13 protein-coding genes are annotated in these 14757 nt (G+C 72.3%); 6 read left to right on the forward strand and 7 right to left on the reverse strand.

The window, feature by feature from the left end; translation table 11 throughout:
* Positions 1–241 precede the first annotated feature (241 nt).
* A complete protein-coding gene (locus tag ACP4J0_RS19500; protein WP_426599945.1) occupies positions 242–1339 on the reverse strand; it encodes a MerR family transcriptional regulator in 1098 nt (365 codons plus the stop codon).
* Positions 1340–2786: 1447 nt separating this feature from the next.
* Positions 2787–3752 carry a pirin family protein gene (locus ACP4J0_RS19505; protein WP_426599946.1) on the reverse strand — a complete coding sequence of 322 codons (966 nt, stop codon included), beginning with the start codon at positions 3750–3752 and terminating at the stop codon, positions 2787–2789.
* 147 nt (positions 3753–3899) lie between these two features.
* Between ACP4J0_RS19505 and ACP4J0_RS19510 the strand changes: the two genes are divergently transcribed.
* On the forward strand, positions 3900–4247 hold the full coding sequence (locus ACP4J0_RS19510) for a tetratricopeptide repeat protein (protein ID WP_426599947.1): 348 nt from the start codon (positions 3900–3902) through the stop codon (positions 4245–4247).
* A gap of 178 nt (positions 4248–4425) precedes the next feature.
* Here the strand turns inward: ACP4J0_RS19510 and ACP4J0_RS19515 are convergent, their stop codons facing one another.
* Entirely contained in the window at positions 4426–5856 is a 1431-nt protein-coding gene (locus ACP4J0_RS19515; RefSeq protein ID WP_426599948.1) for a PepSY-associated TM helix domain-containing protein, read from the reverse strand.
* 139 nt (positions 5857–5995) lie between these two features.
* Between ACP4J0_RS19515 and ACP4J0_RS19520 the strand changes: the two genes are divergently transcribed.
* Positions 5996–6652, forward strand: coding sequence for a peptide deformylase (locus tag ACP4J0_RS19520; RefSeq protein WP_426599949.1), 657 nt, complete (start codon positions 5996–5998; stop codon positions 6650–6652).
* A gap of 196 nt (positions 6653–6848) precedes the next feature.
* On the opposite strand, the gene ACP4J0_RS19525 is transcribed toward ACP4J0_RS19520, so the two are convergent.
* Complete coding sequence (locus tag ACP4J0_RS19525; RefSeq protein ID WP_426599950.1) at positions 6849–8285, reverse strand: dihydrolipoyl dehydrogenase family protein; 1437 nt, start codon at positions 8283–8285, stop codon at positions 6849–6851.
* A 36-nt stretch (positions 8286–8321) separates the two neighbouring features.
* On the opposite strand from ACP4J0_RS19525, the gene trxA reads away from it, so the two are divergent.
* A complete protein-coding gene (gene trxA, locus ACP4J0_RS19530; RefSeq protein ID WP_426599951.1) occupies positions 8322–8804 on the forward strand; it encodes a thioredoxin in 483 nt (160 codons plus the stop codon).
* 28 nt (positions 8805–8832) lie between these two features.
* On the opposite strand, the gene ACP4J0_RS19535 is transcribed toward trxA, so the two are convergent.
* Entirely contained in the window at positions 8833–9867 is a 1035-nt protein-coding gene (locus tag ACP4J0_RS19535; protein ID WP_426599952.1) for a LacI family DNA-binding transcriptional regulator, read from the reverse strand.
* A 73-nt stretch (positions 9868–9940) separates the two neighbouring features.
* Complete coding sequence (locus tag ACP4J0_RS19540; protein WP_426599953.1) at positions 9941–10654, reverse strand: TetR/AcrR family transcriptional regulator; 714 nt, start codon at positions 10652–10654, stop codon at positions 9941–9943.
* Between the two features lie 147 nt (positions 10655–10801).
* Here ACP4J0_RS19540 and ACP4J0_RS19545 point away from each other — a divergent pair, with 147 nt between their 5' ends.
* Together ACP4J0_RS19545 and ACP4J0_RS19550 are read left to right on the forward strand one after the other, a co-directional pair.
* Complete coding sequence (locus tag ACP4J0_RS19545) at positions 10802–11365, forward strand: NAD(P)H-dependent oxidoreductase (RefSeq protein WP_426599954.1); 564 nt, start codon at positions 10802–10804, stop codon at positions 11363–11365.
* Between the two features lie 562 nt (positions 11366–11927).
* Positions 11928–12290, forward strand: a complete 363-nt coding sequence (locus ACP4J0_RS19550) for a hypothetical protein (RefSeq protein ID WP_426599955.1) — start codon at positions 11928–11930, stop codon at positions 12288–12290.
* A 7-nt stretch (positions 12291–12297) separates the two neighbouring features.
* Here the strand turns inward: ACP4J0_RS19550 and ACP4J0_RS19555 are convergent, their stop codons facing one another.
* Entirely contained in the window at positions 12298–13299 is a 1002-nt protein-coding gene (locus ACP4J0_RS19555) for a TerC family protein (RefSeq protein ID WP_426599956.1), read from the reverse strand.
* A 150-nt stretch (positions 13300–13449) separates the two neighbouring features.
* Here ACP4J0_RS19555 and ACP4J0_RS19560 point away from each other — a divergent pair, with 150 nt between their 5' ends.
* A complete protein-coding gene (locus ACP4J0_RS19560; RefSeq protein WP_426599957.1) occupies positions 13450–14697 on the forward strand; it encodes a polysaccharide pyruvyl transferase family protein in 1248 nt (415 codons plus the stop codon).
* Positions 14698–14757: the final 60 nt, after the last annotated feature.

Genomic DNA, 14757 nt, shown 5'->3' on the forward strand with positions numbered 1-14757 from the left:
CGCCCAGTGGGGCGTGCTCGGAGCCCACCAGGGGCACACGGAGGGCGTGGAAGTAGCGGTCCTCGACGCTCGCATTCATCCGCACTACGGTGTGTTCTCCCCGGTCAGGGGGAATGCGCCGACCTCGTTGCACCCCGGCCCCTTTCCCGGTCTCATCTTCCGAGGTGCTTGTGGACCGACTCGAACGGCATCGCGGGGTGTTCCCGGCGGCCCCGCCCCCGCAGGAGCAACGCGCCGTGGTTCAGGCAATGAGCAGGCGGAGGCCGAGGTCTGCCGCGTCGATGTCGACGAGGTAGCTGTTGTCCTCGGCCCAACGGCCGGAGTCGAGGTCGTCGCCGAGGCTTCGTACCGCCCGCTGCTCGGCCTGTTGGCCGACCCTCGTCCACACCGACGACGCACGGCGTACGTGATCCTCCAGATACGCCCGCGGTCGGCGCCAGTACGCCTCGAACAGGCCGTCGGCGCAGTCCCACGGGATGGGTACCGGCTCGGCGCGGGCGTCGATCGCGTCGGCCATCCTGGCGAGCGAGGGAAAGTCCGCGAGGACGGTGGCGAACTCGGGCAGGTAGTCGCGGGTGAGCCAGAACCGGTCCTGCCATCCGGGCTCGTCGGTGTCGAAGGTGAGCACCACCACGCGGCGGGCCACGCGCCGCATCTCGCGCAGCCCCGCAATCGGGTCCCCCCAGTGGTGAACGGTGGAGACGGCCATCGCGACGTCGAAGGAGCGGTCCTCGAACGGCAGGTTCTCCGCGGCGGCGGCCACGCACGGCGCCGAGCCCGCGGGTCGCTGTTCCCGCATGACCGCCGATGGCTCCACCGCGGTCACGTCGCGATCAGCGGGCTCGTAGGAGCCGGTGCCGGCCCCGACGTTCAGCACCGTCCGCGCGTCCCCGAGCGCGGCCCAGATCTGCGCGGCGATCCGCGGATCGGTACGCCGTGTCCTGGTGTAGGCGCCGCCGATCGCGTCGTACAGCCGTGCACCGAGCATTTCCAGTTGTTCTTCCGGTGTCACCGCCAGTCCCTTCGCCCGTGCCTCAAGTTCCGTGTCGATGGCCGCCACCATGGCGTCGGCGCGATCGCGCCGCTCCAGCAACAGGCCGCGCAGTCGGCGTAGGTGCGCGACCGCGTCGGCGGACGGGTCGCCGACCAGTTCGGCAACCTCCCGCAGCCCGAAGCCCAAGCGCCGGTAGGCCAGCACCTCCCGCAGCCGCTCCACGTCGCCCGCCGAATAGGCCCGGTACCCGGCCGCGGTCCGCGCCGACGGACGCACGAGCCCGATCTCGTCATAGTGATGCAGCGTGCGGACGCTCACGCCGGCCAGCCCAGCCACGCGTCCCACGGTCCAGTGATCCTCCACGTGCCCCACTATGGAGCCTGACGCCACGTAAGGGTCAAGAGCCCGCAGGCCCCGCACGTCGGGGCATCCTGTGCGTCGCCGTCACCCTCGCGGTCTCTTCGTCCGCTCGAGGCCGAGTTCGCCACCAGGAGGCGGCCCCCAGTTCACCCGGGCCCCGGGCCGGGCCGGGGCCGGACGTGGCGGTCGGGCACCCCGCCCCGGCGCCGATCGACCCGGACCCACCGAGCACGGACACCCGCAACGGGGTTACGAACCGACGCCCACATGGACGCCATACGCGACAGCGACGCAGCCGCGTCCTGGCCACAGACCGAGATGACCGGTTCAGCTGCCGGTGACCAGCCAGTTGATCCGGCCGTCGATCCCACACTCGCGCGGCCCGGTCGCGCTGGGGGGGAAAGCGACCCCGGCACGAACGGATGAGCGGGTGCGATCGCGAATCAGGCACCCGAGAGAGTCACAGGCGCATGGACTCCTTCGAGGCACCGACCGCATCGTGCGCGCCAGTGCGTTCGACCTCACGTCGAAGCCGCACCGGAGCGCTCCGGTGCGGCTTCGCCATCTCACGGACCCGGGCAGAGACCCCGCTAGGACGGACCTCGGCGGGGCCTCGCCCCAACACCCGCGCATCACACGGCGATCACCAACTGGGCAGACCCTCTCGGACCAAGAGGCTCCGACCTGCGGTTTCGTGTCCGCGCTGGACTGGCATAGACGCCCTTGGACGGCTTCTACAACCTGTGCCATGTGGTACCGGCACGCGGCAAAGAGGCATCTCATTGAGCGCTGCACTTCCCGCCGCACCCCAGAGTCCCACGCACGCGAGGGCGCCCGCCGTCCTTCACCGGTTGCATCCCGATGCAGAGTTCTTGCCCTTACTGTCGGATGAGAAGCCAAGATCCGGACCATTGACGGGCCCACGAAGCCGCATCAGGAGCAACTTGCGTCATCGACACAGGTTAGAGCCACACTGGCGCCGTACCACCAGCAGACGAAGAACCTGCTGCGAGCGCCCCGACACAGCACCCCTCCGGGAGGGCAACACGAGCCTCACCGCCACAGCGGTCACACCTCGTGTAGAACCTCTACAAGACGACAGGCCGAGTAGCAAGTCCGTGCGCCGGAGCATGCGACGGTCGCCCGCCGGTTCGGAATCCATCTGATGGTCACCCAGCTTGCCATGACAACGCCACCACAGCAGACGTAAGCCACGAACTCCGCCGACACCTGATGACGCGTCAGTAGAGTTAGCAAAGGGTTGGCAAGTGTCCTGCCACAGCCACCCACAGATGGACACACCCTCGACGGACACGGCACAACGCATCGGGCTTGCACCACACCCAGCCGCCCAGCGTCCGCGAGGGAACCTGCGAAGAACGACGCAGGACGGCCGACCGGCCATCACCGCGCCGTCAATCATTCCCCCAGGTCAACGCACCCTTCCACGCGGCTTCAGCGGCAACGGAGGCAGCGCAGGGGCGGGCAACGGGTCCCCGTCGTACCCCTTCACCTCGCCGAACCTTGTCCCTTCCATCCAGTCCTGGCGGGCCTGTGCGATCTCCTCCTGCGACCGTCCGATCCAGTTCCAGAACATGATCAGCTCCTCCTCGAACGGCTCGCCGCCCAGGAGCATCAGACTCGCGTCGGAGCCGGCGCGCAGGGGGAGTTCGTCGCGGCCGCAGCCGAGGTAGAGCATCGAGCCCGGCACCAGCGGCACGCCGTCGACGTGGGCCTCGCCGGCCATGGACAGGACGGCGTACTCGAAGTCCCGTTCCAGCGGGAGGCGTACGTCCGTGCCGCCTGTGAGAGTCAGGTCCGCGCCGACGAGGGGGGTGTACGTCGTGCCCGGTGAGGTGGCGCCGTCGAGGGTGCCGAGGAGCAGGGTGGCCGTCAGGCCGGGGGCCGTGACGAGGGGCAGGTCGGCGTGGAACTCGAAGTGCGGGTCGGTGTGGCGGTGGGCATCCGGGAGGGCCACCCACAGCTGCGCGCCGTGCAGGTAACGGGCGTGCGAGCGCGGACTCTCCTCGGAGTGGCTGATCGCGCGGCCGGAGGTCATCAGTCCCAGCTGGCGCGGGCGGATGGTCTGCAGGCTGCCGGTGGAGTCGCGGTGCAGCACCTCGCCCTCGTGCAGCCAGCTGACCGTCTGCAGGCCCATGTGCGGATGGGGCGGCACCTGCATGCCGGGCTCGTCGGCGATGTCGTCGGGGCCGTAGTGGTCGACGAAACACCAGGCTCCGACCATGCGCCGGCCCAGGTTGGGCAGCAGTCGGCGGACCTCGGTGGACTCGCCGAGCCTGACGTGGCGAGGGCTGAGGAGTTCCCGCACGGGCTCCGCCACCACGAAGCCGCGGCCGCCGCACAGGCTGGGAACCGCCTCACGATCAAGATTGCTCATGCTGCCCAACCTAGCCCCGGACGGCCCCCCGCGTCAGACCGTCCCGCGGCCGTCACCGTGGCGGGACCACACGCCGCCGTCGACACACTCGCGGTTGTGGAATGTTCAACCATGTCGCGCGGTTGAGTACGCCGAAGGAGGTCACCAGTGGACACGACGTACTACGACCACGGATCACCGACGGAGCGCTGGGAGCGCGCGCGGCTGTTCTTCGACGCCAAGGACTACGCGGCCGCGGCACGTGTCCTGAGCGGGCTGGTCGGGGAGGTGCCCGAGCAGACCGGGCCTCGGCTGCTGCTGGCGCGCGCCTACTACCACTCGGCCCAACTGCGGCGTGCGGAGGCGGAGCTGCGGGCCGTCGTCGAGCGCGATCCGGTCGAGCAGTACGCCCGGCTGATGCTGGGACGCACGCTCGAACGGCAGGGGCGGCAGGAGGAGGCCGACGCGCAGCTGCGGATCGCCGCTGCCCTGGCGGGGGACTTCGCCGGCCGCTGAGCGGCGGTGCCACGGCGGAGCGGTGAGTGGTGAGCCCGGTGGGCGCGGTGAGTGCGGTGAGTGCGATGCCGTACTCACCGCTCCCCCGTCGCGGCTCACCGCTCCCCCGTCGCGGCTCACCGCTCCCCCGTCGCGGCTCACCGCTCCGCCGTTGCGACTCGGCACTCGGCGCAGCCGCTCACCGTTTCGGCGACGCACCGCTCGCATACGTCCGACGGCCCCGGCGGTGAGCGATCTCGCCGAACACGACGTCGAGCGCGACGAACGCGGCCAGTGGGATGCCCAGCAGTGGCACGAAGTAGCCGAGGACGGCGACCGCCGCCAGCAGGGGGACGAGGAGCAGTGGCGGCACCTGCTGCCACGCGCCGCGCGGGATCGGGCGGCCGAACGCGGAACCCCTGCCTCGCTGCCACCACATGCGGTAGCCCCAGATGATGAGCAGGATCAGTGAGGCCGCCAGCAGCATCAGGGCGATCTGGTTGGGCAGGCCGAACAGGCTGCCGGTGTGCAGGTCGATGCCCCAGCGGCTGAGCTTGGCGAGCACCGGGTAGTCGGCGAAGCGGAGTACGTCGGTCACTTCTCCCGTCGCCGGGTCCACGGCGACCGAGTCCTGCTTCTCGGGCCAGCTCCGCTGCACCTGCTTGACGACGTAGGCGGAGGACGCGTCGGCGGGCGGGACGATCTCCACGGGGTCGCCCAGGCCCTCGGCGCGCGCGGCGGCCAGGATCTTGTCGAGGCCGACCCCGTGATCGGCGTCTCCGCCGGCGCCCGCCGCCGCGCCGTGGCCGGCGTGCTCGCCGCCCGACGCGCCCGACGCCGAGGCCGAGACGGACGGGGTGGTCTGGCCGAGCGAGACACGCAGGTTCTCGATGTTCGCCCCGGCATACGTCGACCAGGTCAGACCGGTGGCCGAAAGGAACACGAACCCGGCCGCGGCCCAGGCGCCGACCGTGCCGTGCAGGCCCAGGGTGCGGCGCCGGCCGCTGGTGCCGCGCAGCTTGCGCCGGGCCCGGCGCCGGGAGAACCACAGCACCAGGCCGCCGCTCGCGATCACCCAAAGCCAGCTGGCGGCGAACTCGCTGTACAGGCGGCCCGGTTGGCCGAGGTGCAGGTCGCGGTGGAACTCGTCGATCCAGGTGCGCAGCGGCAGCGCGCCGGTCGAGCCGTACTGTTCGAGGGCGCCGCGCACCTTCGCGGTGTACGGGTCGACGAAGACCGCCAGGGTGTGGTCCGCGTCGACGCCCTCGACGCCGGACAGCAGCACCCTGGTGGTGGCGTCCGCCTCGGGCGAGGGGCGTACGGCCGACACCGTCCCCTCGGGGTGGGCCTGCCGGGCGGCGGCGACCTGCTCGGAGACCGGCAGCTTGCTCTCGCCCACGTCGGGGACGGTCAGTTCGTGCGCGTAGAGCATCTTCTCGGCCTGGAAGGAGGCGGCGTAGAGGAAGCCGGTGGCCGCCGCGATCAGCAGGAAGGGCGCCACGAACAGGCCGGCGTAGAAGTGCAGGCGCAGGACGAGCGGGCGCAGCGTGGACCATCTGCCGGGTGGGGGCGGCGGCGGGGTCGCCGGTCCTGGGGTCTCGTCCGTGGGGGTCGCGGAGGTGGTGGTCATCGGTGGGCGCTCCGGGGACGTCGTGGGGGCGGGGTGCTCCCAGTGGTCGGGGCGAGGACGTCCCCAGTTCCCCGTCGTTTTGGTGGTGTGCGTCACAGTGGAGCTCGGTGGTTGCCGTACGCCGTGGCATCCTGGCGCGATGGGAACTCCGAGTGATCGTGCGCCCTTTGCCGAACGGGTCGGGGAACTGCTCGCCGTCGGCGGGCCGTTGCCGATCGTCGCGGCCGGCGATCCGGTGCTGCGGCGCGTGGCCGAGCCCTTCGACGGGCAGTTGGAGCCGTCGCTGCTGGCACGGTTCGTCGAGGCGCTGCGCCTCACCATGCACGCGGCGCCGGGCGTCGGCCTGGCCGCGCCGCAGGTGGGTGTCGGGCTCCGGATCGCGGTCATCGAGGACCCGGCGCCGGTGCCGGACGAGGTACGGGTGGTCCGGGGGCGGGTGCCGCAGCCGTTCCGGGTGCTGGTCAATCCGTCGTACGAGCCCGTCGGCGCCGCGCGCGCCGCGTTCTTCGAGGGCTGTCTGAGCGTGCCGGGCTGGCAGGCGGTGGTGGCTCGGCATGCCGAGGTGCGGCTGCTGGCGCGGGACGAGCACGGGCGGGCGGTGGACGAGGTGTTCTCGGGTTGGCCGGCCCGGATCGTGCAGCACGAGACGGATCATCTCGACGGCACGCTGTATCTGGACCGGGCCGAGCTGCGGTCGCTGGCGTCGAACCGGGCGATGGCCGAGTGGTGGGGGCAGGCGACGCCGGAACGGGCGGCGGCGGAGCTGGGGTTCGGGCTGCCCGCCCCGGCGGTCTGACTGGCCGCCGGGGCGGCACGGGCGGGCTGTGCGCACCCGCGGTCGCGGGGGGCCGCCGCCGCCCGCCCGTGCCGCACCGGGAGTGTCTGCGGGGGCGTTCGGGCACCGGGAGGGGCCGGCACGCCCTCAGCCGGGGCCCCGGCAGAGGCACGACTGCCCCTCAGCCGGGGCGGCTGCCCTCAGCCGTGTGAGGGGGTCACTGGTCCCGGTACGCCTCCAGCAGCCGCAGCCACACCTCGCTGATCGTCGGGTAGGACGGGACCGCGTGCCACAGGCGGCTGACCGGGACGCGGCCGGCGACGGCGACGGTCGCGGAGTGGATCAACTCGCCGACGCCGGGGCCGACGAAGGTGACGCCGCGGACGATCTCGTCCTCCAGGTCGACGACCATGCGGGCGCGCCCCCTGTAGCCGTCGCCGTACAGGCTCGCGCCGGCCACCGTGGCGAGGTCGACGTCGACGGCGCGGACGCGGTGGCCCGCCTGCTCGGCCTCGGCGAGGGTCAGGCCGACGGACGCCGCCTCGGGGTCGGTGAACACCACCTGGGGGACGGCGTCGTGGTCGGCGGTCGCGGCGTGTGCGCCCCACGGGCCGCAGTCCAGGTCCGCCGCGCCGGAGACGCGGGCGGCGATGGCGGCGCCCGCGATACGGGCCTGGTACTTCCCCTGGTGGGTGAGCAGGGCGCGGTGGTTGACGTCGCCTACGGCGTAGAGCCAGTCGTGGCCCGCCACCCGGAGGCTGTCGTCGACCGGGAGCCAGGAGCCCGGTTCCAGTCCCACGGTCTCCAGACCGATGTCGTCGGTGCGCGGGACGCGGCCGGTGGCGAAGAGGATCTCGTCGGCCTCGACGCGGTCGCCGGTGTCGGTGACCACGACGACGGTGCCGCCCTCCCGGGTGACGGACTCGACGGACGTGCCGGTGCGGATGTCGACGCCGGCCTCGGTGAGCGCCTCGGCGACCAGTTCGCCGGCGAACGGCTCCATGCGGGCGAGGAGGCCGCCGTCGCCGCGCACCAGGAGCGTCACCCGGGAGCCGAGGGCCTGCCAGGCGGTGGCCATCTCCACGGCGACGACTCCGCCGCCGACCACGATCAGCCGGCCGGGCGCGCTCTTCGCGCTGGTGGCCTCGCGGCTGGTCCAGGGGCGTACCTCGGCGAGCCCGGGCAGGGCGGGCAGGGCGGCGCCGCTGCCGGTGCAGACGGCGACGGCGTGCCGGGCGGTCAGTACCCGGCGCGTGCCGTCGGGGGCGGTCACCTCGACCGTGCGCGGCCCGGCGAGGCGTCCCTGTCCCCGGTGCAGGTCGGCGCCGATGCCCTTCACCCACTGGACCTGGCCGTCGTCCTTCCAGTGGGAGGTGTACTCGTCTCGGCGGGCGAGGACCGCCGCCGCGTCGAGGGGGTCCCGCACCGACCGGCTCAGACCTGGCAGGCGGTGGGCGTCCGCGCGGGCGAGGACCGGGCGCAGCAGGGCCTTGCTGGGCATGCACGCCCAGTAGGAGCATTCGCCGCCGACCAGTTCGCTCTCCACGATCGCGGTGGACAGCCCGGCCGCGCGGGTACGGTCGGCGACGTTCTCCCCCACGGGGCCCGCGCCGATCACGACGACGTCGTACGCGATGGAATCCGTTTGCGTCATGGGGCCAGTCTGGTGGGTGGTGTGCGGCGTGGCCACATGGGTACGAGCGCGGAATACCCAGCAGGTCGGCAGTGTTGTGCCGACGGCTCACGCCCCCGAACCCAGGAAGAGGGATCTCGCATGACCAGCACCGTGGAGCTCACCAAGGAGAACTTCGACCAGACGGTCACGGACAACGAGTTCGTCCTGATCGATTTCTGGGCGTCGTGGTGCGGTCCGTGCCGTCAGTTCGCCCCGGTCTACGAGAAGGCGGCCGAGGCCAACCCCGACCTCGTGTTCGGCAAGGTGGACACCGAGGCGCAGCCGGAGCTGGCCCAGGCCTTCGGCATCCAGTCGATTCCGACGCTGATGATCGTCCGGGACCAGGTGGCCGTGTTCGCGCAGCCGGGCGCGCTGCCCGAGGAGGCGCTGACGGACGTCATCGGGCAGGCCCGGAGGCTGGACATGGACGAGGTTCGCAAGTCGGTCGCCGAGCAGCAGGCGCAGGCCGGGGGCCAGGCCGCGCAGGACGGCCAGTAGGCGGACCGGCCTCCGGCCGGCCCGACAGTCAGCTCGACTCCCGGTGCACCACCGCCGCGCCCAGCACCTTGTGCCGCTCGGGCGCGGCGCCGGGGTCGCGGACCGCCCGGTCGACCAGGGCGGCCAGGTCGCGGCCGGCCGGCAGTTCCAGGTGGACGGTGCTCAGCCGGGGCCGCAGCAGGCGTCCCAGCACCAGGTCGTCGGCGCCGATCACCGCGGCGTCGCCGGGGATGCCGAGGCCCTCGTCCTGCAGCGCCCGCATCAGCAGCATCGCGTACTCGTCGTTGTACGCGTACACGGCGTCGAGACCGAGGGAGTCCCAGCGGGCGGCCAGCCGGGCGGCGTCCTGCTCCTCGTAGGCGAGGCGGAGTTCGGTGACGGTGGCGTCGGTGTCGTGCACGGCGCGGCGGGCGCCGGTCAGACGCGGTGCGGAGAAGACCTCGAGCCCGTCCTCCGCGGGCACGACGACGCCGATCCTGCGGCGTCCGCGTTCGTGGAGGTGACGGACGGCGCGGTGGCCGACGATCTCGTGGTCCATGAGCAGTGCGTGCGCTCCCTCGACGGCCTCGGGGCCGAGGGTGACGACCGCCCGGGCGCCCGAGCGTTTGAGGACCTCCACTCCGCGCGGGCCGAGACCCGGTCCGGGGACGAGGACGGCGACCGGGCGTAACTCGGCCCAGGCGCGGGCGGCCTCGTCGTCGTAGGGGCCGACGGTGCCGTACTGGACGACGGTGTAGTCGAGGCGGCCGAGGGCCTGCTGGAGTTCGTCGAGGAACCGGCGGTAGAGCGGGCCGGCGGGGAAGGACGGCGCGGGCATCAGGACCGTGCGGCTGTGCCCGGCGCGCAGGGAGCGGGCCGCCGCGTGCGGGACGTATCCGAGCTCCCTGGCGGCCTCGTGGACGCGACGGCGGGTGGGCTCGCTGATCCGGACGGCGCTGGTGTTGTTGAGGACGTAGGAGACGGTCGCGCGCGAGACGCCGGCCAGGCGGGCCACATCGGCGCTCGTGGGGACGGAGCGCGGTGCGAGGGACTCGGGGGCGGGCGGTTTCGGTATCTGCACCATGACGTACGGCATCTTGGCAGAAGCCCGGCGGGGGGCGGCGGGCGGGGGAACGTCGTCCGGACCGGACGAGTACTCAGCCCTTGGGCGCGGTGGGCACGGTGGTCGCCGTGGTCGCGGGCTCGGCCGGGATCTCGGTGCGGGTCACCCGTGCGACCAGGTCCAGCCAGCCCGCCTGGAGCCGCGCCGGGGGCACTCCGCACTGTTCGGTGAGGTGGTGGACCAGGGCGGCGTCGAGGTACGCCAGCAGCGTGTGGGAGAGGAGTTCACTGTCCCCGTCCGGGACCGCCTGCCGCAGCAGCAGGGCGACGTGGCCGCGCAGGAAGCGGCGCGGCGCGGAGGTGTAACGGCGTTCCGCGCTCGGTTCGGCGGCCAGTTGCAGTTCCAGTTCGTCGATGGAGCGGCGCAGCATCGCGCAGCCGAAGGCGCGCAGCCGCTCGACGGGCGGCGCCCCGGGGCCCAGGGGCGGCGGGCCGCCGAGGAGCGCGGCCTGGAACTTCTTCTCGGAGTGGTCGAGGAGCGCCATGAGCAGGCCGGTGCGGTCGCCGAAGCGGCGGAAGACCGTGCCCTTGCCCACCGAGGCCGCCGCGGCCACCGCCTCCATCGTGACGCCGGCCGCGCCGTGCTCGGCGACCAGCCGCGCGGCGGCCTCCAGCAGCCGGGCCCGGTTGCGCGCGGCGTCGGCGCGCAGGCACGGCTCGTCCTCCTCGGTCCCCGTGCCGAGCTGCAGCAGTTCGGGTGGACCGGCGGTCTCCTGGGGCTTCGGGAAGGGGGGCAGGGCGGCGGACATGGAGCCAGCCTAAGGCATCGGGAAGAAAACTGGACCGCGGTCCGTTTGGGATGTTAGAAATTAAACGGACCTCGGTCCGGATCCGTTACGGCAGTGTTTTCAGCAGCGTCTGCCCCGTCAGCGTCTGCTCCGTCCTTGGGAGTACTCATGTCTGTCCGCATCCTTGCGCTCGTCGGCAGCCTTCGCGCCGGTTCGCACAACCGCCAGCTCGCCGAGGCGGCCGCCAAGTTCGCACCGGAGGGCGCCGAGGTGCAGCTGTTCGAAGGCCTGGCCGAGATCCCCTTCTACAACGAGGACATCGACGTCGAGGGCAGCGTCCCGGCCGCCGCCGTGAAGCTGCGCGAGGCCGCGCAGGCCTCCGACGCCTTCCTGTTCTTCTCGCCGGAGTACAACGGCACCATGCCGGCCGTCCTCAAGAACGCCATCGACTGGCTGTCCCGTCCGTTCGGCGCGGGCGCCTTCGCCGGCAAGCCCGCCGCCGTGGTGGGCACCGCCTTCGGCCAGTACGGCGGCGTGTGGGCGCAGGACGACACCCGCAAGGCCGTCGGTATCGCCGGCGGCAAGGTGATCGAGGACCTCAAGCTGTCCATCCCCGGTTCGGTGACCCGTTTCGCCGAGACCCACCCGGCCGACGACGCCGAGGTCGCCGCCCAGCTGACCGAGGTCGTCGCCCGGCTGCACGGCCACGCCGACGAGGCCGTCGCCGCCTGACACCCGCCTGCACGCGTACGGGACCGGAGCTCCGCCGAGCTCCGGTCCCGACGTGTGTCGCCGTCCGCGGCCGGCGTGAGCCGGGGTCCGCGGTGCCGGGGTCCGCGGTGCCGGGGTCCGCGGCCCTGCGGCCACAGCAGGCCGACGCCCGGATCGCGGGCGGGCTGCCGGATCTGACGGGAGGCGACGGACGTGGTGAGCGCAGGGTGTGGGCCGGTACGGGCATGGGGCGGCGGTACGGGGAGTGGGCCGGTGCGAGGAGTGGGCCGCCACGGTGACTGCATACCCGGTGGTCGTCGACGACCACGGTACTCGCGTCGTCGGGTCTCGCGCGGCACCCCCTCGCCGGCGCGGGTTGCCGGGCGACGGCGGGTCACCGGAGGGTTGCCGGGCCCGCCGCCCCGGGGGCAGACAACCCTGGTGGTGGCGTCCGGGCCTCGCGGCGCCATGTGGATCTCGACGCGCTCGGGACGGACCCTCACACCTCCGAGGTTCACGTGGGAGCCGTCGTCTCCTTGACTGGTCGCGCAACCGGAAGACACACGACCTCACGGGGGTACGTATGAAGCGCGGGAAGAACGTCGTCATGGCCGGGATGGCCGCCACGGTATCGGTGCTGGCCCTCACGGCGGCCGGCTCCGCCGTTCCGGCGCCGGCCACGCCGCCCGGAACGGCTGCCTCCGCGGCAGCAGCCGGTGTCGACTGCGACGGCTGGGTGCACAACAACAACCCGGACCACGGCATCGCCGGCTGCAGCAACAACACCGACCGCACCATCACCTTCCGCGCCGAGATCGTCTGCGGCCGGGCACCCGACGTCTCCGGCCAGTGGGTGACACTGGCGCCCGGGCGGTACGGCGAGTCCTCGGGCGTCTGCGCGTTCTACAGCTCGGGGGTCGGCAGCGTGGGCTGGACCATCCAGTAGGCCTCCGTCACGCGTCCCGCCCCTTCTCCTCCGCCTCCTCCTTCTCCCGTTCCTCCTCCTGTTCCCGCTCCGGTTTCCTCGCGGCCCACAGGCTCGTCGCCGTGGTGACCGCGAGGACGAGCACGATGAAGCCGAGCGAGAAGGGGATGCCGATCTCGGGGACGTGGACCCCGGACTCGTGCAGGGCGTGCAGGAACAGTTTGACGCCGATGAAGCCCAGGATGACCGACAGGCCGTAGGAGAGGTGGATCAGCTTCTTCAGCAGGCCACCGATGAGGAAGTACAGCTGGCGCAGGCCCATCAGGGCGAACGCGTTGGCCGTGAACACGATGTACGGGTCCTGGGTCAGGCCGTAGATGGCGGGGATGGAGTCGAGGGCGAACAGGACGTCGGTGGAGCCGATCGCGAGCATCACGACCAGCATCGGAGTCATGACCCGCTTGCCGTTCTCCTCGATCCACAGCTTGGTGCCGTGGTAGCGGTCGGCCACTCCGAAGCGGCGTTCGACCGTCCTCAGCAGCTTGTTCTCCTCGTACTCCTCGTCGTGCCCGCCCTTGCGGGCGTCCTGGATGAGCTTCCACGCGGTCCAGATCAAGAAGGCGCCGAAGATGTAGAAGACCCAGGAGAAGGCGGAGATGATCGCCGCGCCGGCCGCGATGAACGCGGCGCGCAGCACCAGGGCCACGATGACGCCGACCATCAGAACCCGCTGCTGGTACTGCGAGGGCACCGCGAACTTCGCCATGATCAGGACGAAGACGAAGAGGTTGTCGACGCTCAGCGACTTCTCGGTGATGTAGCCGGCGAAGAACTCGCCGGTGGGCCCGCCCCCGGCGAACACCAGCAGCCCCACACCGAACAAGCAGGCCAGAACCACCCAGACGGCCGTCCAGATCCCGGCTTCCCTGATCGACACGTCGTGCGGCTTCCGGCCGATGAAGAAGTCGGCGGCGACGAGTACGCACAGGCCCGCGACGGTCAGCAGCCAGACCGTGAGTGAGACGTCCACTGGTGCTCCTGATACGTGTGAGGGGCCGACCCGGGTACGGGTTCTCGGTCAGCGTGTTTCCGTAATCCGGTGCAGGCAACCCGGCAGCGTGCGCGGTCCGCGCACCGAGGCCGGCGGTCCGGCCGACCCCGACGTGACGGGAGCCCCTGCATGACCACTGCCCCCTCGCTTCCGCCCCCCGCCCGGCCGCGCCCGCGCATCGGCGTGCTCGGTTCCTACGGCGGCTTCAACATCGGCGACGAGGCGATCCTGACCTGCGTCCTGAGCTGCCTGCGCGCCCAGCGGCCCGACGCGCACCTGATCGTCCTGAGCCGGAACGCGGAGCACACCCGCACCCATCACCCCGACGCCGACGAGGTGGTGCCCTGGGAGGGCGTCAGCCGCAACCACGTCCTCGACGTACTGCCCGGCCTGGACCTCCTGGTGCTGGGCGGTGGCGGCATCCTCTACGACGGTGAGGCGCGGCGCTATCTGCGACTGGTGCGCGCCGCGCAGACCCGCGACGTGCCGACCTTCGCCTACGCCGTCGGTGCGGGGCCGCTGACGGACGCCGAGGACCGGGACGCGGTGCGCACCGTGCTGGCGGACATGGACGACGTCGTGGTGCGGGACGAGGAGTCCCGGCTGGTCCTGGAGGAGGTCGGCCTGGAACGCGAGGTCACGGTCACCGCCGACCCGGCCCTGCTGCTGGGGCCCGAACCCTTCACCGAGGCCATGATGCGGGACGAGGGCATCCCCTCCGGCGCCCGGCTGGTGGGGATGTCGGTGCGCGAACCGGGCCGGGCCGCCGAGAAACTCGACGAGGGCGACTACCACGCGCTGCTCGCGGACGTCGCGGACTTCCTGGTGCGGCGACTGGACGCGCACGTGGTGTTCCTGCCGATGGAGCGGCACGACGTACGGCACGCGCACGCCGTGCTGTCCCACATGACCGCGCCGGACAAGGGCCGGATCCTGCACGGCGACTACAGCCCCGGGCAGGTCCTCGGCTTCATGCGGCATCTGGACGTGGCCGTCGGCATGCGGCTGCACTTCGTGATCTTCGCGGCGCTCACCGGCGTGCCGGTGCTGCCGCTGCCCTACTCCGGCAAGGTCTTCGACTTCGCCCGCCGGCTGGGCGCCCCGGCCCTGGTGGGCGTGGCACGGGAGCAGGCGGGGTTGCTGCTGGCGGAGGTCGATCGGATGTGGGACGAGTATCCGCGGCGCCGGGAGGACCTCCGGTCCCGGATGCGGGAACTGTCCGCGGCGGCCAGGGAGACCTGTGTGCGCTGCGGCTCGCTGCTCGACGCGATCGGCGAGGTGGACGCGGTCGGCGAGGCGGGCGACGGGCCGCGGGCACAGGCGGCGGGGCCGGACCCGGAGCCGTACGTCTCCGAGCCCCGCCCGTTGCACGCGTGACGGCCGACGCCTGACCGGCCCGTTGCACGCGTGACGGCCGACGCCTGACCGGCCCGTTGC

This window comes from Streptomyces sp. WG7 (assembly GCF_049975785.1).
Taxonomy (GTDB): Bacteria; Actinomycetota; Actinomycetes; order Streptomycetales; family Streptomycetaceae; genus Streptomyces.

What these genes read in the sequence shown, in the direction of transcription:
- ACP4J0_RS19505 (WP_426599946.1), bottom strand. Translation starts at nt 3,752, where the DNA reads ATGAGCAATCTTGATCGTGAGGCGGTTCCCAGCCTGTGCGGCGGCCGC.
- ACP4J0_RS19515 (WP_426599948.1), bottom strand. Translation starts at nt 5,856, where the DNA reads ATGACCACCACCTCCGCGACCCCCACGGACGAGACCCCAGGACCGGCG.
- ACP4J0_RS19520 (WP_426599949.1), top strand. Translation starts at nt 5,996, where the DNA reads ATGGGAACTCCGAGTGATCGTGCGCCCTTTGCCGAACGGGTCGGGGAA.
- ACP4J0_RS19525 (WP_426599950.1), bottom strand. Translation starts at nt 8,285, where the DNA reads ATGACGCAAACGGATTCCATCGCGTACGACGTCGTCGTGATCGGCGCG.
- trxA (WP_426599951.1), top strand. Translation starts at nt 8,322, where the DNA reads ATGGGTACGAGCGCGGAATACCCAGCAGGTCGGCAGTGTTGTGCCGAC.
- ACP4J0_RS19535 (WP_426599952.1), bottom strand. Translation starts at nt 9,867, where the DNA reads ATGGTGCAGATACCGAAACCGCCCGCCCCCGAGTCCCTCGCACCGCGC.
- ACP4J0_RS19540 (WP_426599953.1), bottom strand. Translation starts at nt 10,654, where the DNA reads ATGTCCGCCGCCCTGCCCCCCTTCCCGAAGCCCCAGGAGACCGCCGGT.
- ACP4J0_RS19545 (WP_426599954.1), top strand. Translation starts at nt 10,802, where the DNA reads ATGTCTGTCCGCATCCTTGCGCTCGTCGGCAGCCTTCGCGCCGGTTCG.
- ACP4J0_RS19550 (WP_426599955.1), top strand. Translation starts at nt 11,928, where the DNA reads ATGAAGCGCGGGAAGAACGTCGTCATGGCCGGGATGGCCGCCACGGTA.
- ACP4J0_RS19560 (WP_426599957.1), top strand. Translation starts at nt 13,450, where the DNA reads ATGACCACTGCCCCCTCGCTTCCGCCCCCCGCCCGGCCGCGCCCGCGC.